The organism is Brevibacterium sp. 239c, assembly GCF_900169365.1.
GTDB lineage: Bacteria > Actinomycetota > Actinomycetes > Actinomycetales > Brevibacteriaceae > Brevibacterium.
In genome coordinates this window covers 27064-51373 of the sequence record NZ_FXZH01000010.1, presented here as the reverse complement: position 1 = coordinate 51373, position 24310 = coordinate 27064, and the positions used below count along the sequence as shown (strand labels likewise).

The following is a 24310-nucleotide window of genomic DNA, read 5'->3' as shown; positions in this document are numbered from 1 at the left end:
AATCATTTATGCTAGTCCAATACATATTGTGCTGCTTTTTGATTCCCATCTGACATGAATCATCACAGGCTTGTCGGTTATGACCCGAAGAACCCACTGATTGGAAGGCCTGGACTTGGACGTCAAGCAGATTCGAGCATTCCTCGTACTGGCCGAAGAGCTCCACTTCGGGCACGCGGCTGAGCGTCTGCGGATGACACAGCCGCAGGTGAGTCGCCTCATCCGAAATCTGGAACAGTCGCTGTCGGCCCAGCTCTTCGAACGCAGCACTCGTTCAGTGCGCCTGACCGCAGCGGGCGAAGCCCTGGTGGAGCCGGCTCGAAACATTCTCATCAGCCACCGTTTGGCCGATGCGGCGGTGAAGGCCGCCGGGCAGGGCGAAGTCGGTCATCTGCGTTTTGCGTTCACGGGGATTGCGACTCACACACTTGTGGGTCGACTGTCGAAATTGGTCCGCAGCACTCATCCCGGAATCCAATTGAGCCTGCAGAGCGCCACATTCGCGCTTCCGTCCATCGAGGGAGTCGCAGATGGTTCATTCGACCTTGCCTTCGGTCACTGGCCATTCATCCCACAGGCCGTGGAGACACGCATGATCGCTGAAGAGTCCCTCGTCATCGCCGTCCACAAGAACCATCCGCTTGCCGACCGGGAGTCCGTGTCGATGGCAGAACTGAAGGACGAAGAGTTCATCACCTTGCCCCCGAACCCAGGCTCGACAACCATCGAGCGCCTCTACGCACTGTCGCAGGCAGCGGGGTTCAGCCCCAATGTGGTTCAGGTGGCACCGGACAGTTGGACCATCCTGTCGCTGGTCGGGGCCGAGTTCGGATGTTCGGTCACGGTCTCATCCGTGCCGTACAACTTCACGTTTTCCAATGTCACATTCATTCCACTCGAAGACGATCAGGGGCCCTTCCCCCTACTCATGGCCTGGCGGAAGTATTACGACAGCCCGGCCCTGCGGGAGGTCCTGCGCTTGTCGGAACAGCTGTTCCCGGTACCTACCAAGCCATCCCTATAGCAGGTAGGGGGCCAGGGCAGACAGTGCGACGAGCACGATTCCTCCGCCGATGCGCGATGAGATCGACAGGAACGGAAGCAGGTTCAGACGCTGCGACGCCTGCAGGACAGCAAGATCACCGCTGGAGCCGAAGTCGGCCAACCCCAGCCCCGCGGAGATCGCGGACTCGATCCAATACAGCTTGACTAACCACCCGACGAACCCGGCGACGACAGTCGCGATGACCACCGTCAGCAGCGTCATCATCATATAGCCGGGGTCCGAGACCAATGAGAGCACCTCGTCGATGTTGATGGCGATGATGCTGAGGGCCACGAGAATTGCGGGGATCATCGCGTTGGCGACGAAAACGTACCAGAGGTCGACCGAGGCTTCGACGTACTCGGGCAGCGGGATGAACACCTTGATGAGCGCGCAGATGACGATGAGGAACACATAGGCGTGGAGGGCAGGTACCAGGTCGCTGAGCAGATTCGACACGACGAAGAGCGCCCCGGCCAGGAAGAAGCCGGTCGTCGCCAGCTTGACTGCGGCCGCGGGCGAAGAGAGCTTCTCAGCTGCGCCCTTGGGAAGCTTCACTCCCTGGGCAAGCACGCCTTTGCCGTTGAAGGCACGGAACCGGTGCCCCTGCTTCTTCCCCGCAGTGTTGAGGACTGCCGCGATGATGATGCACATGATGTTGCCGACAGCCACGGCCGGGACGAGAGCCGTCAGATAGGCAGACGCCGGCTGGTCGCCATTCTGTGCAATGATCTCCGAAATCGGGATTGCGCCCGCCGCGACGCCTCCGCCCAGGACCGGACCGGCGACGAAGAAGATCGCATAGCCGGCACCGACACCGGTGAGCTTTCCGACCAGGCCGAGGACGGCGAAGCACACTGCGATCGTGGCGATGATGGGGATGAGGATGCGGGCGCCGGCCTTGATGAGCAGTCCGCGCGGCATGCCGAGGATGCTGCCGGTGATGAGCGCCGCGACGACGAATTCACCGAAGCCGGAGGTGTCGTAGAAGCTGGTGACCAGACCTTCGACCGCTCCGGGCAGGATTCCGAAATATTGGAAGATCGCCGGGACCAGGATGCACAGGATCACTCCGCCGCCGATGAGCTTGAAGTAGGGCATCGAGCTTCCCACCCACATCAGCACTCCGCCGAGTGACATGACCACAGCGAAGGCCGCGGTCATTCCGGTCTCCTCGGACGTGAAGCTGACGGCCACCAGGGCAATGATCGCCATCGGAATGAATGCCCAGACCGGCAGCCCCATGATCGTACGGTCGAAGGACCGCTTCCTCTCCTGCATGTTCTCCGCCTGGGCAGAGTCTTCCTTGACGTCTCGGCTGGTCATGATCGTTGCGGTCCTAGCTGGTAGACAAACTTCATTGATTGCATACAGTTCCGTGTATGGTGTTTCTTAAATCGGCTCCATTACAGGGAATGCTTGAAAGCATACCCCACAATTCCGAATGATTGTATGCAACTTATTGATTCAGGGGAGAACCAGTGAACGTAGGGACAGCACGGCCGACAGGGTCCGGCCCACTGCGAGGAATTCGCGTCCTGGAGATGGGTCAGCTCATCGCCGGACCATTCTGCGGGCAGCTCCTCGGCGACCTCGGCGCGGAGGTCATCAAGGTCGAGGATCCGAAGAACGGCGATCCGATGCGGCAGTGGGGGCAGGCGACTGTCAAAGGCTCGTCCCTCTGGTGGTCCGTCCTTGCCCGCAACAAGAAGTCGGTGACTCTCAACCTGCGCACCCCCGAAGGCCAAGCGGCCGCGCGCACCCTGGCCGACTCCGCAGACATCGTCGTCGAGAACTTCCGGCCCGGCTCGCTCGAGAAGTGGGGACTCAGCCACGAAGAGCTCAGCCGCACCAACCCCGGCCTCATCATGCTGCGCGTCTCCGGCTTCGGGCAGAGCGGACCATATGCCAAGCAGGCGGGCTACGGGTCGATCGGTGAAGCCATGGGCGGCCTCCGCTACGTCGTCGGCGACCCGTCCACTCCCCCATCGCGCGTCGGAGTGTCCATCGGAGACTCTTTGGCAGCACTGTTCGGAACCATCGGCGTCCTCGCTGCCCTCCAGGAACGGCACAACAGCGGGCTCGGCCAGGTCATCGACTCAGCCATCTACGAATCGGTGCTGGGAATGATGGAGTCGCTCGTGCCCGAATGGGCTGAAGAGGGAATCCAGAAGGAACGCAGCGGCTCAACGCTTCCCAAGATCGCCCCCAGCAACGTCTACCCCACCTCCGACGGCCAATGGCTCATCATCGCAGCTAATCAGGACACGGTCTTCCGCCGCCTGGCCACGGCGATGGGCAACCCCGAACTCGCCGACGATCCCGAGTACGCCACCCACATCGCCCGAGGCGAGCGCCAGGCAGAACTCGATGAGCTGGTCGCCGAGTTCTCCCTGCAGTTCAGTGCCGATGACCTCGTGGCGCTTCTCAATGAGCATTCCGTCCCGGTCGGAAAGATCTTCCGCGTCGAGGACATGCTCAACGACCCCCAGTACAAGGCACGCAGGTCCGTCGTCGAGGTCGAGAGTGCGAACTATGGGTCGGTGACCATGCAGAATGCCTTCCCCCGGCTGAGTCGAACGGATACCGCGGTGCGATGGGTCGGGCCCGAGCTGGGCCAGGACACCGAGGAGGTACTCACCGAGGTCGGCTTCGATCACGACGCCCTCGCAGAGCTGAGAGACAAGGGAGTGATCCGCTGATGTGGAATCTGCCGGACCGTGCACGCATCGTCGAGGTCGGACTCCGCGACGGGCTCCAGGCTGTCGACACCCCAGTTCCCACCGACCGCAAGATCGAGATGGTCGCCGACATGATCGCCGCCGGGTTCAAGGAGATCGAGGTCGCGTCCTTCGCCCACCCGAAGGTACTGCCGCAGCTGGCCGACGCCGAGGCGGTCCTGGCCGAAATTCCGCGCCCACCCGATGTGCGCTTCCGCGCTCTGGTTCCCAACGCCCGGGGCGCCCAGCGGGCCGCCGAATGCGAACTCGACGAGCTGACGTTCGTCGTTCCGGCCGAGGACGGCATGGCGTTGAAGAACCAGGGAACGACGACCGAAGGGCTGTTGGACCAGCTCGACGAGATCCGACGGGTCTCGCGGGCTTCGGGACAGCGGCTGATCGTCGCCGTCGCCTGCGCGTTCTTCTCCCCCTGCTACGGACCGGTGTCGAAGGCGGCTCGGGACAGGGTGATGGACAAGGCCGCCGAGGTGGGCGCCGAGGGCGTCTATCTTGCCACCACGACCGGTGAGGAGACTCCGCTCGAGGTCTTCACCGGAATCAGCGAAGCGAAGAGGGACTTCCCCGATCTGGAGATCGGAACCCACCTGCACAACCGCAACGGGTTCGCGCCGGCGAATGCCCTGGCCGCGCTGTCCGCTGGCGCAGATTGGATGGAGTCGTCGATCGGTGGACTCGGCGGCGATATGTGGTTCCCCGGCGATCCAACGGTCCTGGGCAACATGGCAACCGAGGATCTCATTCATCTGATGGATGGAATGGGCATTTCCACCGGCATAGACTTGCAGCGTGTCAGACAACTCTCTGAAAGTCTCATCGAGGAGACGAAGTTCCCCGTCAGTTCGTTCGTCAGCCGTGGCGGGACCCGCGAGGATCTTGCCAAAGCGACCTGGGACTGAGCTCGAATGTCAGTGACCGAAGACGCCCGTTCGCGACAGTTCGGCGAAGCCCATTGGACCGAGGTGAGCTCGCGTATTCTCGGACTGGTGATCTCCGGTGACCTGCCGCCGGGTTCATGGATTCGGGAGAACGATCTGGCCAGCCGCCTCGGCGTGAGTCGGACTCCCATCCGGGAGGCGTTTCGTGAGCTGGTGGGCGTCGGTGTCGTCGAGGTCGTGCCCCGCCGCGGCACACGCGTGCGCAGCTACGATGCCGAGGAGATCGAGCAGATCTATCGGTCGCGCGCCGTCATCGAACCGTACGTGATGTCGGAGAGCGTCGGACGGCTCACCGACGATGATTTCACCACGTTGACCGGGTTGACGGACCAGATGAAGAGCCTGGCGACCGATCCGGCGACCCGGCATCGGATCGCCTCGGTGAATAACGAATTCCACGGCATCATCATCCGCCGCAGCGCCGCCCAGTCGCTTATTTCGACCACGTTCAACCTCATGATCCCCATCGTCGTGGCGAAGCTCTTCTCCTCGTATTCGGACACCGATGTGGTCTCGAGTATGCACCACCATGACGAGCTGATCGCTGCCGCCCGGGCCGAGGATAAGGAGTGGGTGGCAGCGGTGAGCAAGACTCACATCATCAGCGGGCTCAACCGATTCAAATCGATGCAGCGGGCTCAACCGAATGCAGAGGGCTGACGTCGGCTGGCCACCCGTTTGAGACCGGGGAAGGGTATTGCAAAGCCTGCCACGTGAAACCGCCAACAGACGGCAGGCCCGACAGGGGAGGCTCGCAGGGGTGGGCTTCTGACAGCCGTGCGGTTCTATTCGGCCGACGCTGAGGCAGGTCAGAAAGCGGTGCCAGCAAGACATTGCTGCAAGCCCCAAACAAAAGCCTGACACTCCTACACTGAAGACATGCGTCCCTTGCACTATGTGTCTTCCGGTGAAGGCATTCCCGTCCTCCTCATCCACGGCCTCGGTGATCGCCATACTGTCTGGCGAGCGATCACACCCATTCTCGTGGCAAACGGGTGCCAGGTCATCGCCATCGATCTTCCCGGACACGGACTCTCCGGAGGCCGGGAGTGGACGATCGCCGACACAATCCGACGCATTGTTTTCACGCTCGAGTCGCTGGAGCTGACACAAGTCCACGTCGTCGGCAACTCCTTCGGTGGATACCTGGCGCTGCGAATGGCCGTCGATGGTCTCGTATCGAGCGTGACAGCCCTCACTCCTGCCGGTTTCTCTTCCGCGACTCACCTCGTCCTCGCGGGCGGTCGCCTGGTTCGGAACCGGCTCGCCGAGGCCCTCAAGCGCGGAACGAATCGAACCGCGAAGAGAAACACCACTCGGGTTGGTCGTCTGACGACTGGTGCGAGGAACCAGCCTAGTTGGTCTGGTTTCACCCGCTATTTGCTACCGGGCCTCGTCGTCCGTCTCCGTGCCGACATCCGGATACCCGCTACGATTGCGTGGGGCGACGCGGACCCAATTCTGGACACCCGCGGCATCCAGCAAGCGGCTCTGCTCGACCAATCGATTCGCTGGGTCGAGATTCCCGGCTGCGGGCACTTCCCCATGAAGGACGAACCAGCAGTGGCCGCCTCCCTCATCATCGAAAGGGTGAGCCTGTAAATGCCTGCGCTGAGTCGATGAGGCGACGGTGGATCGATCCGCCGCTGAGGTTCTTAACGGGTTAGGCTCAGTCGCAGGCTGAGCCTAACCCGTTTTTTATTGGCATCTTCTACGCAGGAGTGAGAGATGAGTGTTCTTTATCTGGTCCGGCATGGCCAGGCGTCATTCGGCACCGATGACTATGACCGACTGTCCGATCTGGGCAAGGAGCAGAGCCGCATCACCGGCGAGCACCTGGGAGCGCAGAAGGTCTCACCCGTGCGCGTCATCCACGGAGAGATGCTGCGGCAGCGACAGACTGCCGAAGGCATTCAGACAGGCCTCGGCAGTCAGCTGGATGCGCAGATCGATCCCGGGTGGAACGAGTATCAGGCTTGGGAGCTCACCGGGGCGCTGACCGACACCGATCCGCGTGCGAAGCAGGATTCGAAGATCTTCCAAGCCGAACTCGAACGTGGAGCAGCCCGGTGGGCCAGCGGAGAGCATGATGGCGACTACTCGGAGACGTTCAAGCAGTTCAGCACACGAGTCGACCGCGCCCTCGACGAGGTGTGCGCGTCGATGGGGTCGGGTGAATCGACGATCATCGTCTCCAGCGCGGGGGCGATCGCGTGGACGGCGGCCAGACTCCTCGGTGGTGGTTTCGACCAGTGGATGGCGTTCAATCGGGTGACCGTCAACACCGGGATCACCCGCATCATCACCGGCCGCAGCGGCACCAGTCTCATCTCCTTCAACGAACATGGCCACCAGACCCCGGAGCGGGTCACCTACCGCTAGTCGACTCAGTCAGGCGGCCCGGATCGGTGGCAGACCGCGCCGGGCCGCCGCATATACTCGCAGGCATGAGCCCTGAGATGAGATCGCCGTATGAGCGAGCCCTCGGTTCCCAACTGTCTGAGCTGCACCCGGTGCTGCAGCGCTACTTTGCTGCGATCCCCGCAGGTTCGGTCGGTGTTGGAGACGGCATCTTCGAGCGCTTCGGCACCCAACGATGGTGGCTGCGACCGATCCTCCAGTGGCTGGCACGACGTCATGTGATTGCGCCCGGGATGCACCACCAGGTCCCGTTTCGGATCGAGAACCGAACGGTTGCCGGCCAGCAGACTGCTGCCCGCACGCTGAAACTGGAGTCGGGCACCTGGACGATGGTCGACGCCGTCTCTGTGTCCGAGTCGGGCCAAGTCGTCGATGTGCTGGGCCGACCGGCCCTGGTAGAAGCTGCATTCGATGTCGCGGCGGATGAGGATGGGTTGAGTCTGAGCAGTCGCGGCGTCACCGTGCGGTTGGGACCTATCCGTCTGCCTGTCCCGAAGGTCATTCGTCCGGTGATCGCCTTGAGCGAGCGCTTCGACGCCGAGGCGGCACTCCAGAAGGTCAGTCTCACAGTTGATGTCCCTGCCCTGGGCCGGGTGTATGAGTACCACGGGTCATTCACCTACCGAATAGAAGAGGAAGACTGACGTCGGCGGGCCGTGAGTTCGGTGACCAGGGTGCGCACGAGTGCGCCAAGGCGGAATCTCTCTGGGATCAACGCCTCGATTCCGTGCGCCACCAGGGGTGCCGCTGTGACGTTGCCGACCACAGCGGCGAGGACACCGTTCTTGTCGGTGAACGCGGCGACGACCTCAGGCAGCAGCTCCTGGTCACGAGCGGCGTCCAGAAAGGCGGTGACCCCGGGCGCCGAGGTGAAGGCCACAGCATCGCAACGGCGGTCCGCGACGAGTTCGACAGCTGCCACCACAGCGTCTGGATCTGGTGCGGGACCCCACCGGTAGACCACCAGCGAGCTGACCTCGGCACCGGCTGCGGCGAAGGCTTCGTCCAGACCATCGGCGCCAGCGCCGTGGTGCTGCACCGCGATCCGAAGGCCACGCACGCCCTGTTCGAGCAGAACCTGCTGGATCTCGGAGTTGGTCTCTGATTCGGCAACCCAGGCCGGTGTCAGCCCGGCGGCTTGGATTGCGCCGCGTGCCTTGGGACCGCGGGCGATGATCCGGGCTCCGGCGAGCATGGCGTGCCACTGTTCGCTCAGCCCTTCGGCCTCGGCGACTTCGGCCCAGCCGTTGAAACCGACTCCGGTCGTGACCACAACGATCTCGGGTTGGGTGCCGATGAGTGCACGGGTGCGTGCGACGAGTTCGGGGTCATCGACGTTGGGGATGACCGACAGTGTGGGCGCATGCACGATCTCCGCCCCGTGCCGTTCGAGGGCAGTCGCGAACTGTTCAGCCTTCCGCTGAGCAGTCAGGACCACGCGGCATCCGGACAACTGGCCGCCCAGGGCGGTACGAGACTCATCCATGCACACATCCTTGCTTCCGCAGGACGTCAGGGCAACTCGTACATCGAGACGACCACCACAAGCGTCAGCTCAGCACCTCACCCATGCATGCGCGCGCCCTTGACCACTCGATCGACAGCATTCTTCGGACCACGCAGAGCGATTCCTACCAGGTTGAGATCTTCAGCAGCCACCGAAGCCACTGCTTCGCGGTTGGCCGCATCGTGTCCGGTCGAGAACAGCTCCTCCGTGTAGACCGCCAGAGGAATCCCCCGTCCGAGGGCCTTCTCTCGAGCCTTCGCCAGAAGTGCCCCGTCTGCCGTCATGACGAGGACCGGTTGGCGCAGCATCGGCAGATAGTCGTTGCCGTCACCGTCGCGGTAGATCTCGCCCACCAACCCTGATTGGCTCGTGGCGATGCCGGACATGAGGAACGCGGTGACGTTGAGTTCCTGCCAGGGAAGCAGGTTATCGCGGAGAACCACGACGACCTTCGTATCGAATCGCACCACCTCGGCGCCGGTTGCACCGACCGTATCGGTGGACGTGCTTACATCGGTTTCTGCTGTGTTCATGTTTTCGTGCATGTTCCCACTCTGACCGGTTTCCACAGGTGGGTCTTGTACGTTTGTGACATGGCTGATGTGATCCACGCGTGGCACCCGGATGTGCCCCTGGTGCAGGAGGTACTCCACGCCCGGTTCGAGCACCATGCCTACCCGTCCCACACTCATGATTCGTGGACGGTGCTGCTCGTCGATCAGGGCACAGTGACCTACGATTTGGATCGCCACGAGCACCAGACGTCGAACTCGGCGGTGACGCTGCTGCCGCCGCAGGTGCCCCATGATGGTCGCTCGGCGACTCCGGATGTTCCGTTCCGCAAACGCGTGCTCTACCTCGAGCCCGAATGGCTGCCTCACAAAGCCGTCGATGCTGCGGCGGAGGCTCCGACGCTCTTCGATCCGAAGGCTATCTCGACCGTCGACCAGATCCATGCCGCGTTGAATGACCCGGCCGACGTCCTCGCCGCCGAGTGCAGTGTCCTTGCTCTGCGCGATCTCGTACAGCCGCACCTGAAGTCACCGGTCGACACTGCCACCGACAAGCCCCTGGCCCGTCGTCTGCGTCACCTGCTCGATGATCGACTGGAGGAAACGGTCACCATCGCCGAGGCGGCCGCAGACTTAGGCGCCCACCGCAGTCACCTGGTCAGGGTGTTCACCCAGACCTACGGGATTGCTCCACACCAGTACGTCGTGGGCCGTCGCGTGGATCGTGCTCGACGACTCCTCCTGTCCGGGCTCTCCCCCGCTGAGGCGGCCGCCCAGTCCGGCTTCCACGACCAGTCCCATCTCACCCGGCACTTCCGCCGAACGTTGGGAACGACACCGGGCGTCTTCGCGGCATGAAGCTAAGAGCAGACCGACCAGCGAAGTAGCAGTTGTTCAAGCCTGGCGTTGACTGAGCCAGACCGCTATCTCCTTAACAGGCAGATTGTTGTCGACAACTTCGTCCTCGATGAAGGCAACAAGTGATTGTGTTTCGAGGTCGAGTTCCACGCCGTTTGCCAAGAGGAATAGCTCGCATGAGGCCCACGCACAGCGCTTGTTCCCGTCGAGAAAGGCATGAGCGTTGGCGATATGAGATAAGAGGACAGCTGCCTTCTCAAACAGAGTCGGGTACGGCACTTGGCCGAAATAATCGGCCTGTGGCGAGAGGACCGCCGACTCGAGCTTGCCGTATTCAAGTAGAGGAGCCGAGGATTCTCTGTCGTGGATCTTGATAACAAGATCCACGCTTAAGTACTCGATCACCTAGATGCGAGGAGGTCCAAAGCTTCTCTCCGCTCGGTGCGGATCTTGCTCAGAAGCTTTTCGAACTTCTCGTCATCGATGATGGCGGCATCAAAACTAGGCCTAGTTGGACCCTCGCCTTTCAGCGCCTGCATCGTGTACTCCTTCTTCATGTCCGTAGGGGCAATCGCGCTACCAGCTTCGTGCCCCCCACTAAGAGAGTGGAACGTCTTCTTCCAAGGTGACTCGCTATGAGTCCGATCCACGAGCTGCGTAGCCGTGAATGGATTGTAATAACCGATAATCGCATCGACGACGCGCTTGAGCTCGGCGGAAATGCCGTCCGATCGAGGCACCGTGGCGGTAAAATTCTTGTACGCGAGTTCTGTGGTCGGCCCGTACTGCCAAGCTACAACTGGATCGGAGAAAGCATCTTCTCCAGTCCATGCCAGTGACCACGCCTGTGTGTAGTAGACCAGCTTCATGGCTTTCGTGACATTAACCTCGGGCAACGCAAACTTGATGTACTGCAGCACATCCACTGAAGTTGTCATTGCGCCCACCACCTCGAACAAGATTTTGTTAGTTATCTCTATACTACGCGAGGAGCAAACTGAAGCGAAGCAAACGCTCTGGCCACCGACGCTGTCTCTCAGATAATCGCCGTTGGCCCCATGCGACCAACCGATGCCGGGGAGCTGGTACGTCCACCGAGTCCGGGCCAAACGGTCGTTGAGTTCATCGAGTTCGGATTGGGCGACATTTCTCTGAAATGGCTGCGCTTCAGACATGGCATCAGCATGACAGGTGGGTATGACACGGCCCGTCTTCGTTCTGCCCGTCAGGCTGCGTCATCTGCTCGATAGCTCTCTGGAAGAGACCTTTCGCACCCTGAGGCTCTACGCCACCCCAGCTCAGTCTATGAATGTGCAGGTGACAACACCCAGATCGTCACACCTCGCAGACAAAGAATCACCCGGTTCAATTGGAATGGGTTCGGTGCAAGTACCTGTGGTGATGAAGTCCCCCGCGGCCAGACCGATGTCGACAGCGGAGAGCTCATTGATTAGCCAGGTCAGTGCTGCGGCTGGGTCGCCGAGAACGTTTCTGCCTACGCCCTCAATGGTTTGGGCCCCTGATGGACCATCGACCTCGGCGGTCATCGACACCTCGGTCAGATACCGCGAGGACCAGGTTTCCTTCGTCGCCGGCCCCAGCACGAATCGGTGTCCGCAGGCGTTGCCGGCGATCATCTGCAGTGCACCGGCTGTGGTGACACCGGTGAAGCGGGAACTTGGCAGTTCGATGCCGAAGTGCAGCACAGCCACAGCCTCCATCACCTCGTCGAGGGTGTAAATGCTTGTACGCGGAGGGAACGCGGCACCGAGGACGAACACGAACTCCGGCTCAGCCAGGCACGTCGAGTTGCCGCTCAGCGACACGGCCTCTCCGTCTCCTTGGATGCGGTCGGCGAGCACGCGACCACTAAGCGGGCCCTCGACATTGATATGCCGTTGCCCGGCCTGACTCGTCGCCGCGATCTTCCACCCACGGGTGGGCTGCCCTTCCAACTCGGCATAGCGGGTCTGCATCGCGTGGGTCTCTGCCCGAGTCGCAGGACCTGCCTCCGCCGGCAGCGCATCGATCGCCACCCCTTGCAGACCCACCTTGTGCACGGCGGTGGCACCGCGTTCGATCTTCTCCGTCGAACACATCGCATTCACGTCCGTCATGGGATCCGTGTGGCACGGCCCGATCGAACCGTGGAGGTGTGACCGTCAAGCAGTCATATAGTCAGCACTGTCTTAGATAGGTGGCCGTCGTCCATTTGCCGATGAACCTGCACAACGTCCTCGAGCGGGGCCGTGGCCGGAGCAGGCACATGAAGCTCCCCGTTTTCGATGAGCTCAGCCACGTATTCGAGCGCAACATGGTCCGGTTCGACGATGACGTTCGTCCAGCGGACACCCTGCCTGTGCGGCAGCCGCGTCGAGGCCCTGTTGCAGCCCCAAGGGTGCTCCGACGACGATCCCGTCGGGTTTGGTCAGTGCAACTGCGCGGAGAGCGAACTCTCCCCCGCTGAGGTCAATAAAGATGTCGACATCACTGAGTCCTCCGCCGCCGAGGTTGGGGTCGTCAAATTCCTCGCTCGCATAGTCGATCGCCCGGGCCACACCGAGAGACTCGAGATGTTTCAGCTTCTCTCCCGTTGCGTGACCGATGACAGTCGCGCCCAGCTTCTTCGCCATCTGCACGACTTAGTTACCGACGGTGCCGCCACCGCCGAGGACGAGCACGCTCTGCCCGCTGCGCACATCAGCGGCTTCGTGCACGATCTGGTATGCCGTCGTGGCAGGCAGAGGGATCGACGCAGCAGTCGCGAAATCCAGAGAATCGGGAATGCGCACAAGGTGGCGAGACGGTGAGGTCACGAATTCGGCATACGTGTTGGCCGGGTACGGAAAACGGGGCATCCCGAAGACACGGTCACCGACAGCGAAACGATTCACCCCGTTGCCCAGGGCGGTGACCTCGCCGGCGATATCCCATCCGACGGTGATGGGGAATGTGCCCATGAGCTTTGCTACTGAAGCTCCGCCACGAGTCTTGCCGTCGACCGGGTTGACTCCCACATGACTGACACGCACCTGGACCTCGGTGGGGATGGGGTCGGGGATCGGTGCGTCGTGGATCAGAGTGAGGATTTCCGGCCCGCCGAATTCGTTCTGAACTACCGCGTGCATTTTATTCATCTCTCCACCGTTCAACGTCGCCGAGGCGGCCGCATAGGTGGGCGTCCATGACCAGTCTCATCTCACTTGCCAGTTCCGGCGAGCCCTAGGGACGGCGCCCGGTATGTATGTCGTGTGAATCATCTTCCCATTGAAGAGCTACGAACCGTAGATCTATCCTGCAAGCCATTCTTCAAATTTCACCGCGTCGAAGATCTCTCTGCGGTGATTACGGGAGATCCTATTGAAACTCATGAGCCTCTCACGCATCGTCCGAACCCGCTCCTCATTCAAAATTCCGAGTCTCAGACCGACACTCACCAATGACCAATGACCAAGTGTCGATACACTTGATTCCCTCCGCAAACGGTCTGGCCTTGAAGTCATCTGTTACAAAGATCGCCTTGAGCATGCGACGCTGGATAATGGTGATAGTTTCAGCCTCGCCTAGGTGCTTGTCGTCGCCATTCTTCATATTCTGTTCAGCGAGATCTACGTCGAGCGCCTCTGCGAATGCCATCTCCCACCGCAGCCGGCGAATCTGCACATGCTCGTCGTCGCTGGGAAAGACCGGTTCGCCGAGCACAAGCTCAGCCGCGTAGCCAAGATCCGATAGCCCATAATTCGACGGTCCACGACCATCGCACTCACGCCGGATAGTTGCTGTCCAGGTGCCTCTACCCTGCAGGATTTCCTTCAGACAGTCCATCTCATTGCAAAGACTAAAGTTGATGAGGACGTTGGTGTCATGGAAGAAGAACAGGGGTTTTAAATCCACATCCAGCAGCCTTATCTAAGAAGCGATAGCAACTCATCGCCCTCAATGGGAGTCATAGGAGCTGGGTTGGGGACCTCGAGTTCCGCCTCATTAGTACCAAGCATCCAAGCAAGATAGCTCTTGTTCAGCTTGCCGGATTCGATCCGCTGCAGGTGAGCGGATCGCAACCATGTGGGAAAGCAGCGCACACTCGCGCGAGCCATTCGGTCAGTGATTTTGTCCGGGCCCTGTACGTGTCGACTATTGCCCCAATACTTCCGCAGGACGCCCTGAGTCTTGAGTTCGAGCGCTGTCGAAATCTCATGCGATGGAACGATGCCAAGCTTGTTCAACCGAGCTTTCACCGTCGCCGTTGACACTCCCGACTCCCATAGAAAGTCAGCCAAGTCGTTGCACAGTGTCGACTGCCAATCGAATGCGCGCATTGACTCTTCCGGGAGGAGCAATTGAGCGGCAAAGTTATTAGCCTCCGCTTCACACACATCGACGTTATCGCTACAAGGACGAACGTCTTCATGACCAAGAGCATGATGTGCAAGCTCGTGGGCGATCGACCAATTCTCATTGAACCAATTGCCTGAACCATTGACGGCAATGATCTTTCGGCCGGTGACGGTGAAAGAGTATGCAGTAGTCAGCTCCGATAGAACGACAACATCCACGCCGAGCACTTCGAGCTTATCTGCAAATCGTTCGACGAATCCTGGGCCGAGAATCTCCCGGAACTCCGCTGGATCCGCAGGCAATTTCGGGGTTGCGCTAAGCTCCCCGGCCAGGTTGAAGGCAGTCTGAATCTTAGTCAGGACTTCTCTGTCTTCTTCAAGACCGTCGACTGAGCGTGTTTTTGTCTCATGGTCGAATCTGTGGCGAGCAGCAAAGGCAAGCTGAGACGGATCGAGCTCGCCCGTGATCAAGTAATACACATCTTCATCGAGAGCCCGCGCAATGTCTGCAAGCTCGACTGCGGCAAAACCTCTCTGCCCACGAAGCGCTCGCGACATCGCGTCGGGTGTCATCTGAGTATGTTCGGCCAGCGTCTTTTGAGCCATACCACGTTTCCGCATGACTGCAATGACCCTGTCTCCGATGGTACTCATAGGCCAATTCTAGACCGTAACTTGGGAAATTCCCAATTGTATTTCCGGACTCCACATGTCGCCACTCGCGTAGGCGCAATACTGGTTGGCGACGTAACTACTGCGCTCTTACCACCAAGCACCTGGATTGCCTGCCGCTTGAACGGCCGCCCCAGCAAACAGCTACTCCCCGAGGTGTTCCCGAACCCGCTCAAGAACCGCCCGTGCGATCTCTTCCGCGCGAGACTCGGGCAGCCAATGCGAAGCGCCCTCAAGGGGGACGAATCGGTAGGGGCCTTCGACATACTCGGCGGTCAGGTCCGCAGTGGCACGAGGGAAGGCGATATCTTCACTGCCCCACACGAAGGTCGTGGGCACGGTGACTGGGGTGCTCGACAATCGAGCTCGACCGTCCGCCGCCTGGTAGTACTTCAGCACCGAGTCCATTGCTCCAGGCTCGCTCAAGCGCGCTGCGTAGGAGGCCGCCATGTCATCAGGTACGTCACCGTCGTAGAGGGCGATGAGACGCTCGCCGTCGTTGCGCAGCAGAGCTCGTGCAACTCCGTCGGGATGGTCCTGGATCGAACGCATGTATTCCATGCGCTCGTACTGGTCCGGGTCCGCCTGCACCTGCTTGGCGTGGGCGATCGGGTGCGGGGTCGAGACAACGGTGCTCGTCAGCAGACGCTCCGGATGGTTGGCCGCGTAATGCCAGGCGACCATCCCACCCCAGTCGTGGCCGACGAGGTGAAAGCGGTCAAGCCTCATAGCGCGTGAGATCTCATCGAGGTCCGCGACCAAGTGCGGCATTGTGTACTCATCGACGGAGTCGGGACGCGCTCCAGGAGAGTATCCTCGCTGGTCATAGGCGAACACGCTCATCCCCTGTTCCAGGAGCAGCGCGGCTGTTTTCTCCCAGCACGAGGAGAATTCGGGCCACCCGTGGAGCAGCAGCGCATCGCCGAGCTGCGGATCAGGATGAGCCGGTATCGCCTGGAATCCCGAGAGCTGTCCACTCGACGTGGTCACCGTCAGCGCTTTTGCCTCAGCAAGCGCCGGCAGTTCTGCCAGTCGGGCCGCCACCGACGCGTTGTCGAAAGGAGCGCCAGTACTCCGATCAGGTGATGGTTCGGATGTCGTTGACGATGCCATGGAAACTCCTAGGTTCGGCGGGACCCGTCGACAGGGATGCCCAGCGCGTTGACCCACAGCTTCGTTGCAGTCTCCACGAGAAGGTCATCGGTGCCCCAGTCCGGTTCTTCCAATGCGTATTTGAAATAGGCCATGCGCCCGACCATCAGCGACAATGCGCTTGCCGACATAACCGGGTCAAGGCTCGGATCGGCAAAACCCTCGTCTTGGAGCTTCTTGATCCACCTGCAGTTCCGTTGGGCGAAGGCTCGTCCACGGTCGAGTCGCAGGCGCCTGAACTTCGGGTCGACCGCGGCCACCTGCTCGAGCAGGAGCATCAGTTTGGCGTTGCGCTTATACGCCTCGACATAGGCACGGTTGCCCGCTTCGAGCGACTCGACGACGCTGCGATCCTTGTGGTGCCCCTGCGGCGGGCCGGGGTGGAGCATATCCTCTTGAGCCTCATGCAGAACGGCAGCCAGAGCCTCTTCTTTGCTGTCGAAGTACGTGTAGAAGGTACCTGTGGAGCACTGGGCCTCCTTCGTGATGTCCGTCAGTCGCGAATCGATGAACCCATCGCGTTCGAACACGGTGCGGGCAGCGGCCACCAGGGACGCGCGTGTGCGGATGCCTCGAGGAGTGGACGGGAGATCACGCGCCAGCGTGGGGTCCACCAGCGCAGGGAGATCTTCACCCTGTTCTTCGGTCTTCGTCATGGTCAGCCCATCATACAATCCGTCGACATTGCGGCTGCGGGCCGCAGCAGAGTCATGGCGCCAACCCGTTCACTCTGGCGATGTCCCACCCGTGATCGATCATGGCTTGGATGTTCTCCGGGGTGAGGGTGGTTCCGGCGGCGTTCTCAGGGTTGTCGAGGACCCGGCGGTAGACTCCCTCGGCGATGATGGCGACCTTCCACACTCCCAGCACATGCCAGAATGCCAACGCCTGCCCGTCGCGTCCGGAGGCACGCAGATATTCTGCAGCTATCTCTGCCCGGGTCGGGAAGCCGTCCAGGGCTGAGGCGGCGAACATTCCGTCCGGCATTTCACCGGCCTGCGTCCAATATGCGAGCGCGCTGCCCATATCGGCCAGCGGATCGCCCAGGGTCGAGAGCTCCCAGTCCAGGACCGCTCGGATGCCTCCCGTGCTCTCGTCGATGATGACGTTGCGGATGTGGAAGTCGCCGTGGACCAGGGCGATCTCATCCGAGTCCGGGATGGTGTCGCGGAGCAGGTCAGTCAGGGCGTCGAGGTCGGGCCGGTCCTGGGTTCGGCTTTCCTCAAGTTGCCGACTCCACCGTTTGAGCTGTCTCGGCGCATAGGGCTTCCGGGAGGCCAGGTCTCCCAGTCCCGCGGCATCGATGTCGACCGCGTGGATCTTGGCCAATGTCCGTGCGAGGTCGAGGCCGAGCCGCCGCCGCACGTCTGGGGTCAGTGAGTGTGCGGTCTCCTCATCATCGACGACGATCCCCTCCACGTGGGCCATGACGAAGACGGGAACGTCAGCGACGGTGGGGTCCGTGCACACACCGATCGTGGTCGGAACGGGAACTCCTGATTCCTGCAGCGCCGACATGATCTGATATTCGCGGGCAACGTCGTGAGCCGAGGCCAACAGTCTGCCCAGCGGGGGCCGGCGTGCGATCCACGCATGTCCGGCCTCGTCATCGATGCGGTACGTGAGGTTTGACTGGCCTTGGCCGACTCGGATCCCCGTGAGTTCACCGACGACGGCCTCCCCCGCAGCCTGCATCCAGACTGCGAGAGCTTTCAGGTTGAGTTCGATACTCATCCGGCCTCCCGAGCGGTCTTCCGGCGGCGCAGTTCGCGGCGGGCGATCGAACGCTTATGTACCTCGTCGGGTCCGTCGGCCAGGCGCAGCGTACGCAGGTGTGCATAGAAGCCGGCCAGCGGAAAGTCATCCGTGACTCCGCCGCCGCCGTGAACCTGGATGGCCCGGTCGATGATGGTCAGGGCCATCTCTGGGGCCTTGACCTTGATGGCTGCGATCTCCGTTGCCGCTTCCCGGTTGCCCACGGTGTCCATCATCCATGCCGCCTTGAGCACGAGGAGACGGGTGGCTTCGATCTCGATGCGCGCCTCGGCGATCCAGTCCTGGATGTTGGCGCGGTCGGCCACCGGCTGTCCGAAGGTGACTCGCTGCTGGGCACGGTCGATCATCAGTTCGAGGGATCGTTCTGCCATGCCGATCGTGCGCATGCAGTGGTGGATGCGGCCCGGCCCCAGTCGGGCCTGGCTGATGGCAAACCCATCCCCTTCACCGGAGAGCAGCGCGGTCTTGGGCACGCGCACATCCTCGAACAGGATCTCTGCATGGCCTTCCCTGTCCATGTACCCGAACACCGGCAGCCCGCGAACAATGGTGATGCCGGGGGTGTCCTTCGGTACGACGAGCATGGACTGCTGTCGGTGGGTCTCCGCGTTCGGGTCGGTCTTGCCCATGACGATGAAGACCTGGCAGTTGGCGTGCAATGCATTCGAAGCGAACCATTTCCGACCGTTGAGGACGTAGTCATCCCCGTCGGCGGTGATGCTCATTTCGATGTTCGTCGCATCGGAGCTGGCCACCTCGGGTTCTGTCATGCAGAACGCGGAGGCGATCTCGCCGGCCAGCAGAGGCTTGAGCCACTTCTCCTTGTGCTCATCGGTGCCGAACAGGGCAAGTACTTCCATGTTCCCCGTGTCCGGTGCGTTGCAGTTGATGGCCTCCGGGGCGATCTCTGGGCTGCGTCCTGTGATCTCCGCGAGGTGCGCGTACTGCAGGTTCGTCAGTCCCGCACCCCACCCTTCGTAAGGCAGGAACAGGTTCCACAGTCCCTGCTTCTTCGCCTCGGCCTTGAGGTCTTCGAGGACCGGCGGGTGGAAGTTCGGGTCACCGGACTCGGCGCGCTGGCGGTGATAGACGGACTCTGCAGGGTAGACGTATTCGTCCATGAATGCGTTGAGTCTGGCCTGGTAGTCGAGGGTGGTCTCATCTGGTGCGAAGTCCATGGTTCCTGCTTTCTGGTCAATTCACTTAGGTAGAGCGAAATTCTTCGGTACAGCCGCGTTGTCAGAGTCAGTGGGTGGCATTCTCGTTGGCGTCGCCGCCGACTTCGAGGAGCACTTTGCCTCGAACCGAGCGGGAGTCGATGATCTCCAGTGCTTCACTGGCCCGCGCCAGGGGAAGGACGGTGTGGGTTGCAGGGTTGAGGTCTCCGGCAGACAGGTGGGGCCAGAGGGTTTCCCACTGCTGAGCCACCATCTCAGGCCGTCCGGCCAAAGCGGCTCCCCAGCCCACGCCCGCCACGGAGATGTTGCCCAGCAGCAGTCGGTTGACCTTCACTTCCGGAATCTGGCCCGCGGTGAAGCCGAGGACCAGGAGCGTGCCGAAGGTCGAGAGGCAGCGCAGGGAATCCGTGAAGCGGTCCCCTCCCACCGGGTCTGCGACCAGGTCGACTCCGCGGGGGAAGATCTCCTTGACTGCGTCTTTGAATCCGTCGGCGAAGACCACATGTTGTGCGCCGAGGTTGGCCACCGTGTCCGCCTTCTCCTGAGTGGAGACGACTGCGACGACTTCGGCACCGGAGGCGAGTGCGACCTGGACGAGGGCGCTGCCGAGTCCCCCGGCAGCTCCGTGGATGAGGACGCTCTGTCCTGCTTCGATTTTTCCTCGCACGCGCAGCGCGAAGTCCGCGGTCAGCAGGTTCATCGGCATCCCCGCGCCCGATTGCAGAGACACCGACTCCGGCAGAGGCAGGACGCTGGCGGCAGGAACGGCCATGACCTCGGCATAGGCTCCGGTGCCGGCAACGCCGAGGACACGGTCACCCACAGAGAAGCCTGTGACCCCCTCCCCCAGTTCGCGGATCGTTCCAGCGACCTCGGACCCCATTGTGTAGGGAAGGGGCGGCTGCATCTGATATTGCCCGCGAGACTGCAGCAGTTCGGGGAATGTCACGCCTGCATAGGCGACGTCGATGAGGATTGTGCCGCGTTCGGCTGTGGGTGCGTCGACGTCTGCGAGCGCGAGGGAGCTTGGCCCGTCGGTGGCGTTCAGCTGTACTGCCTTCATAATGTTGTGTCTTCCTTGTTCGGTTTGTCCTAGAGTCCAGCCGATGCGACGACGCCGCCATCGACGACGATCGTATCGCCGACGACGTAGTCACCGGCGCGTGAGGCAAGATAGGTCGCGACTCCGGCCATGTCTTCTGGCCCGCCGATGCGCCCGGCGGGGATGCGCTGCTGCAATTCGTCTCCGTGGTCGCGGGCCACTTTGTTCATCCGTGAGGGGAATGCTCCGGGTGCGATTGCGCTGACGATCACGCCTTCTGGTGCCAGCTGCGCGGCCAGGCGCTTGGTCAGGTGGATGACCCCGGCCTTGCTGGCGTGGTAGCTGTACGTTTCGTTGGGGTTCGTTCGGATGCCGTCGATGGAAGCGACGTTGATGACCTTGGCGAGGTGGTCACCGCTGGCAGCGGCGGCGCGCAGTTCGGGGGCGAGTTGCTGGGTGAGGAAGAACAATGCCTTGAGGTTGAGGTCCATGACCTTGTCCCAGCCGTCTTCCGGGAACTCGTCGAAGGGTGCACCCCAGGCAGCTCCGGCGTTGTTGACAAGGATGTCCAGCGTCGACTCATGCTCGCGGAGTCGGGAGACGACGGATGCGAGTCCCTCCGTCGTTGAGATGTCGCCGGGGATCGAGGTGCAGGTTCCCTGCTCAGACATTTCGGCGGCCGCTGCGTCGCATTCCTCTGCTTTGCGGGCCGTGATGTAGACGCGCACGCCGAGTTGGACGAAGCCTTCGGCGATCATTCGGCCGATGCCGCGTGAACCGCCGGTGATGAGTGCGCAGCGTCCTTCCAGGTTGAACAGTGTTGACATGTTCATGGCGGGTGACGTCATCATTCGGAATCCTTCGTTCGGGGTGGACGGTTCGGGCCCGTCGCTCTCGTCTGTGAGTATGTCCCGACCATAGTTGAACTTGACCTCAACTTCAATAGTCTGACGTCCCGTCGCTCGATGCCTCGACTCTCAGACCTCAGCGCCGTGCTCAGTGAAGAATCCGATCGATTCGGCCACGCAGACTGGCTTTTCGATGCCTTCAGCCTCGAAGACCTGAGTCGTCGTGATCTGCGCGGAGCCGGTCTTACGTCGCTCCACCTCGGTGACGGTGGCACGCATGCGCACACGCGAGCCCACGGGACGAGGATTCGGGAATCGGACCTTCCCGTATCCGTAGTTGAGGCTGTGGGCGAAGCCGTCGAAGGCCATCAGCTCCTCCATGAAGGCCGGCCCCAGCGAGAGCGTGAACAGGCCGTGACCGATCGTTCCACCGAAGGGCCCCGCCGCCGCGCGCTCCTCATCGACATGGATCCACTGATGATCATTCGTCAGGTCAGCAAAAGAATTGATGTCGTCCTGGACCAGCACATGCCAGCTGGTCGGGCCGAGCTCTTGGCCAACGAGCACTTCGAGGTCGGAGATCGAGGTGGGGCGGATGGGAGTTGTCATTGTCTGCCTTTCGATGGGCGCGACGCAGTGAGGGCGAGCGCAGAATGTCGGAACTTGAAGTCGTGCTTGATGCCGTACTTGATGCCGTACTTGAAATTGACGTCATATTCGATAACGTAAGACTAACCATGTGAGCGTCGTCACTTCAAGTGGCACCGGCACGCCTCACATGGCGAAGCCACGTATGCAAAGGAGCAGCACCTATGGCAGAAGTTCAGACCGTCACCGGCGCCGTCGACAGCAGCAGCCTCGGCAAGACTCTGGTCCACGAACACATCTTCATCGTCAGCGAGGAGATGCGGCAGAACTACGACTCGGACTGGGATGAGGAGGCGAAGGTCGCCGACGCTGTGGCCAAGCTCAACGACCTCAAGACGTCAGGAATCGACACGATCTTCGACCCCACCGTCGTGGGGCTGGGCCGCTACATTCCACGCGTGCAGAAGGTCGCCGCGCAGACCGATCTCAACATTGTCGTGGCCACCGGCCTCTACACCTACACCGATCTGCCGCACCAGTTCGACGTCCGCGGGCCCGGCCTCCTCATCGATGAGCCCGAGCCCCTCGTTCGCCTGTTCGTCGGTGACATCGAGGACGGAATCGCAGACACCGGGGTCAAGGCGGCATTCCTCAAATGCGCCATCGAGGAGCAGGGACTGACCACCGGGGTAGAACGGACCATGCGCGCGGTCGGTCAGGCGAGTGCGCAGACGGGCGCCCCGATCACCGTGCACACGAATCCGCACACTGAATCCGGGCTCGTCGCGCAGCGGGTGCTCAAAGAGGAAGGCGCGGATCTGAACAAGGTCGTCATCGGGCACTCAGGAGATTCGACGGATCTCGACTATCTGATGAAGATCGCCGACAACGGTTCGTTTCTGGGCATGGACCGCTTCGGTCTCGACGTCTATCTGCCGACACAGAAGCGCATCGACACGATCGTCGAACTCGTCCGCCGCGGCTATGCCGAGAAGATCACTCTGGCCCACGACGCCTCCTGTTACATCGACTACTTCTCGCACGAGGAGAAGATGGAAATCCAGCCCAACTGGCATTTCCGTCACATTTCGGACGAGGTCATTCCCACCCTGCTGGAACGCGGTGTCAGCGAGGACGACATCGACACGATGCTGGTGAAGAATCCGCGCCACTACTTCGAGTGACACCCCACTACTTCGAGTGACACCCCATTACTTCGAGTGACAGCTCGACCCAGCCACGCAGCACCCCATGGAGCAGTTTTCACCGAACAAAGGACTCCGTATGCCCCCGAACTCCACCACCAGCCTGGATCGCAGCAGCCCCAAGACCCACGCCGGAAAGCACGGACGCCTCCGCGCGGCCGGCCTCATCGGCTCATCGATCGAGTGGTACGACTTCTTCCTCTACGGCACCGCCGCCGCCCTCGTCTTCCCACACGTGTTCTTTCCCGATGCGGAAGGCATCAACGGCGTACTCCTGTCGTTCTCAACCTTTGCCACAGGTTTCATCGCCCGCCCGCTCGGCGGTCTGCTCGCCGGAAACTACGGCGACAAGCTCGGCCGCAAACCCATGGTCGTCATCTCTCTGCTGGGAATGGCGATCTTCACGTTCGCCATCGGGTGTCTGCCCTCGACCGGGAGCATCGGCCTCATCGCACCGATCCTGCTGGTGACGTGCCGGTTCCTCCAGGGCATCGCCTGTGGGGCACAGTGGGGTGGCCTTGCGCTCCTGCTCAGCGAATCAGCCGGACCCAAACATCGTGCATTCTCAGGCTCGTTCATGCAGGTCGGCGTCCCCTGCGGAGCCTTGCTGGGCAATCTCGTCTTCGTCATCGTCTCCACGTCCATCAGCCATGAAGCCTTCATCTCGTGGGGCTGGCGGGTCCCGTTCTGGGCCACAGCGCTCCTCGTGCCGGTTGTCATGTACATCCAGCTCAAGATCGAAGACTCCCCAGAGTTCGAAGCGCTCAAACAAGAAGTCTCGGCGGACAAACCTGCCGTCGTGCGTGCACCGCTGTGGCAGGCAGTGAAGTCGCATTGGAAGACCATCCTGCTCGCCTCCGGCACCCTGTCGGCCACGAACTGCGTCTTCTACATCACGATCGCCGGCGCCCTGTCCTACGGCACGACGTACCTCGGCATGGATTACAACAGCATGCTCATTGCAGCCATGCTCTCCACCGTCGTCGCGATCCCGGTGACCCTGCTCGGCGGCAAGCTCGCCGACAGGATCGGACGCCGACCGGTCATCATCATCGGCGGAGTCGGGATTCTGATCTGGGCATTTCCCTACTTCGCGCTCATCAACGCAGCGAACATGGCCATGTTCACGATTGCAGTCAGCGTTGCCGCCGTCTTCCAGTCGCTCGTCTATGCTCCGGTCGCCTCGTATTTCGGTGAGCTGTTCGCACCGCAGATCCGCTTCTCCTCGGTGTCGCTGGCCTATCAGCTCAACGCGATCATCGTGTCGGGCTCAACACCCATCGTGATGACGTGGCTGATCTCCGAAATGGATGGCTCCACGCTGGGCATCACCCTGTTCGTGTGCGCCATGGCGGTCATCACGGTCGGGTGCGCCATCGCCCTGAAGGAGACCAATCCGAGGTCGGTCAGGCAGTCCCCGACTGCCGTTCCCGGCGAGCATCTGCGAGTGGACAATTCCACCATCGCCGAGGCGGTCAACAGCTAGTCCTCAC

28 protein-coding genes are annotated in these 24310 nt (G+C 61.6%); 10 read left to right on the top strand and 18 right to left on the bottom strand.

Features of this window, described 5'->3' with window-relative positions; translation table 11 throughout:
- Positions 1–115: 115 nt before the first annotated feature.
- A complete protein-coding gene (locus BSP239C_RS10810) occupies positions 116–1024 on the top strand; it encodes a LysR family transcriptional regulator (protein WP_101572874.1) in 909 nt (302 codons plus the stop codon).
- On the opposite strand, the gene BSP239C_RS10805 is transcribed toward BSP239C_RS10810, so the two are convergent.
- Positions 1019–2371 (bottom strand): 2-hydroxycarboxylate transporter family protein, encoded by a 1353-nt coding sequence (locus BSP239C_RS10805; protein WP_257930173.1) that lies wholly within the window; start codon positions 2369–2371, stop codon positions 1019–1021. The two genes, BSP239C_RS10810 and BSP239C_RS10805, sit on opposite strands and share 6 nt — an antisense overlap.
- Positions 2372–2526: 155 nt before the next feature.
- On the opposite strand from BSP239C_RS10805, the gene BSP239C_RS10800 reads away from it, so the two are divergent.
- The 6 genes from BSP239C_RS10800 (at position 2527) to BSP239C_RS10775 (ending at position 7786) form a co-directional block, all read left to right on the top strand.
- Positions 2527–3747: a CaiB/BaiF CoA-transferase family protein gene (locus BSP239C_RS10800; protein WP_101572704.1), complete on the top strand. Its 1221-nt coding sequence runs from the start codon at positions 2527–2529 to the stop codon at positions 3745–3747.
- Positions 3747–4682: a hydroxymethylglutaryl-CoA lyase gene (locus BSP239C_RS10795; protein WP_101572702.1), complete on the top strand. Its 936-nt coding sequence runs from the start codon at positions 3747–3749 to the stop codon at positions 4680–4682. Before BSP239C_RS10800 ends, BSP239C_RS10795 begins: the two co-directional genes overlap by 1 nt.
- Positions 4683–4688: 6 nt before the next feature.
- Positions 4689–5381, top strand: a complete 693-nt coding sequence (locus BSP239C_RS10790; protein WP_101572700.1) for a GntR family transcriptional regulator — start codon at positions 4689–4691, stop codon at positions 5379–5381.
- Positions 5382–5600: 219 nt separating this feature from the next.
- Positions 5601–6323 carry an alpha/beta fold hydrolase gene (locus BSP239C_RS10785; RefSeq protein WP_101572698.1) on the top strand — a complete coding sequence of 241 codons (723 nt, stop codon included), beginning with the start codon at positions 5601–5603 and terminating at the stop codon, positions 6321–6323.
- A gap of 126 nt (positions 6324–6449) precedes the next feature.
- Positions 6450–7103 (top strand): histidine phosphatase family protein, encoded by a 654-nt coding sequence (locus tag BSP239C_RS10780; RefSeq protein ID WP_101572696.1) that lies wholly within the window; start codon positions 6450–6452, stop codon positions 7101–7103.
- Positions 7104–7168: 65 nt separating this feature from the next.
- The gene (locus BSP239C_RS10775) at positions 7169–7786 is read left to right on the top strand and encodes a DUF4166 domain-containing protein (protein WP_101572694.1); all 618 of its coding nucleotides are present in this window, start codon (positions 7169–7171) and stop codon (positions 7784–7786) included.
- Here the strand turns inward: BSP239C_RS10775 and BSP239C_RS10770 are convergent.
- Both BSP239C_RS10770 and BSP239C_RS10765 read right to left on the bottom strand, forming a co-directional pair.
- On the bottom strand, positions 7762–8628 hold the full coding sequence (locus BSP239C_RS10770) for a uroporphyrinogen-III synthase (protein WP_101572692.1): 867 nt from the start codon (positions 8626–8628) through the stop codon (positions 7762–7764). The genes BSP239C_RS10775 and BSP239C_RS10770 overlap by 25 nt on opposite strands.
- A 77-nt stretch (positions 8629–8705) precedes the next feature.
- Positions 8706–9182 (bottom strand): DUF2000 family protein, encoded by a 477-nt coding sequence (locus BSP239C_RS10765; RefSeq protein ID WP_257930172.1) that lies wholly within the window; start codon positions 9180–9182, stop codon positions 8706–8708.
- 60 nt (positions 9183–9242) lie between these two features.
- Here BSP239C_RS10765 and BSP239C_RS10760 point away from each other — a divergent pair, with 60 nt between their 5' ends.
- Positions 9243–10019: an AraC family transcriptional regulator gene (locus BSP239C_RS10760; RefSeq protein WP_101572690.1), complete on the top strand. Its 777-nt coding sequence runs from the start codon at positions 9243–9245 to the stop codon at positions 10017–10019.
- Positions 10020–10055: 36 nt separating this feature from the next.
- Here BSP239C_RS10760 and BSP239C_RS10755 read toward each other — a convergent pair whose 3' ends face one another.
- The 15 genes from BSP239C_RS10755 to BSP239C_RS10685 form a co-directional block, all read right to left on the bottom strand.
- The gene (locus tag BSP239C_RS10755; RefSeq protein WP_180958982.1) at positions 10056–10406 is read right to left on the bottom strand and encodes a type II toxin-antitoxin system death-on-curing family toxin; all 351 of its coding nucleotides are present in this window, start codon (positions 10404–10406) and stop codon (positions 10056–10058) included.
- Between the two features lie 14 nt (positions 10407–10420).
- Complete coding sequence (locus tag BSP239C_RS10750) at positions 10421–11194, bottom strand: type II toxin-antitoxin system antitoxin SocA domain-containing protein (protein ID WP_101572686.1); 774 nt, start codon at positions 11192–11194, stop codon at positions 10421–10423.
- Between the two features lie 123 nt (positions 11195–11317).
- Positions 11318–12136: a 2-keto-4-pentenoate hydratase gene (locus BSP239C_RS10745; RefSeq protein ID WP_219618883.1), complete on the bottom strand. Its 819-nt coding sequence runs from the start codon at positions 12134–12136 to the stop codon at positions 11318–11320.
- A 53-nt stretch (positions 12137–12189) separates the two neighbouring features.
- Complete coding sequence (locus BSP239C_RS21365; RefSeq protein ID WP_374701026.1) at positions 12190–12318, bottom strand: hypothetical protein; 129 nt, start codon at positions 12316–12318, stop codon at positions 12190–12192.
- Positions 12311–12652: a zinc-binding dehydrogenase gene (locus tag BSP239C_RS10740; protein WP_101572684.1), complete on the bottom strand. Its 342-nt coding sequence runs from the start codon at positions 12650–12652 to the stop codon at positions 12311–12313. The genes BSP239C_RS21365 and BSP239C_RS10740 overlap by 8 nt, the downstream gene beginning before the upstream one ends.
- A 9-nt stretch (positions 12653–12661) precedes the next feature.
- Positions 12662–13156 (bottom strand): alcohol dehydrogenase catalytic domain-containing protein, encoded by a 495-nt coding sequence (locus BSP239C_RS10735; protein ID WP_101572682.1) that lies wholly within the window; start codon positions 13154–13156, stop codon positions 12662–12664.
- Positions 13157–13421: 265 nt separating this feature from the next.
- Positions 13422–13913 carry a hypothetical protein gene (locus tag BSP239C_RS10725; RefSeq protein WP_101572680.1) on the bottom strand — a complete coding sequence of 164 codons (492 nt, stop codon included), beginning with the start codon at positions 13911–13913 and terminating at the stop codon, positions 13422–13424.
- 11 nt (positions 13914–13924) lie between these two features.
- Positions 13925–15010 carry an ImmA/IrrE family metallo-endopeptidase gene (locus tag BSP239C_RS10720; protein WP_101572678.1) on the bottom strand — a complete coding sequence of 362 codons (1086 nt, stop codon included), beginning with the start codon at positions 15008–15010 and terminating at the stop codon, positions 13925–13927.
- Positions 15011–15172: 162 nt separating this feature from the next.
- On the bottom strand, positions 15173–16141 hold the full coding sequence (locus tag BSP239C_RS10715; RefSeq protein WP_101572676.1) for an alpha/beta fold hydrolase: 969 nt from the start codon (positions 16139–16141) through the stop codon (positions 15173–15175).
- Between the two features lie 8 nt (positions 16142–16149).
- The gene (locus tag BSP239C_RS10710; RefSeq protein ID WP_101572674.1) at positions 16150–16836 is read right to left on the bottom strand and encodes a TetR/AcrR family transcriptional regulator; all 687 of its coding nucleotides are present in this window, start codon (positions 16834–16836) and stop codon (positions 16150–16152) included.
- Positions 16837–16888: 52 nt separating this feature from the next.
- Positions 16889–17914: a phosphotransferase family protein gene (locus tag BSP239C_RS10705; protein WP_101572672.1), complete on the bottom strand. Its 1026-nt coding sequence runs from the start codon at positions 17912–17914 to the stop codon at positions 16889–16891.
- Entirely contained in the window at positions 17911–19134 is a 1224-nt protein-coding gene (locus BSP239C_RS10700; RefSeq protein WP_101572670.1) for an acyl-CoA dehydrogenase family protein, read from the bottom strand. Before BSP239C_RS10700 ends, BSP239C_RS10705 begins: the two co-directional genes overlap by 4 nt.
- 67 nt (positions 19135–19201) lie before the next feature.
- A complete protein-coding gene (locus BSP239C_RS10695; RefSeq protein ID WP_101572668.1) occupies positions 19202–20197 on the bottom strand; it encodes an NADPH:quinone oxidoreductase family protein in 996 nt (331 codons plus the stop codon).
- Positions 20198–20226: 29 nt separating this feature from the next.
- Complete coding sequence (locus BSP239C_RS10690; protein WP_226831669.1) at positions 20227–21027, bottom strand: SDR family oxidoreductase; 801 nt, start codon at positions 21025–21027, stop codon at positions 20227–20229.
- 126 nt (positions 21028–21153) lie between these two features.
- Positions 21154–21633, bottom strand: a complete 480-nt coding sequence (locus BSP239C_RS10685) for a MaoC family dehydratase (protein ID WP_101572666.1) — start codon at positions 21631–21633, stop codon at positions 21154–21156.
- Between the two features lie 203 nt (positions 21634–21836).
- Here BSP239C_RS10685 and BSP239C_RS10680 point away from each other — a divergent pair, with 203 nt between their 5' ends.
- On the top strand, positions 21837–22796 hold the full coding sequence (locus tag BSP239C_RS10680) for a phosphotriesterase (protein WP_101572664.1): 960 nt from the start codon (positions 21837–21839) through the stop codon (positions 22794–22796).
- Positions 22797–22896: 100 nt separating this feature from the next.
- Positions 22897–24303, top strand: a complete 1407-nt coding sequence (locus BSP239C_RS10675; protein WP_101572662.1) for an MFS transporter — start codon at positions 22897–22899, stop codon at positions 24301–24303.
- Positions 24304–24310: the final 7 nt, after the last annotated feature.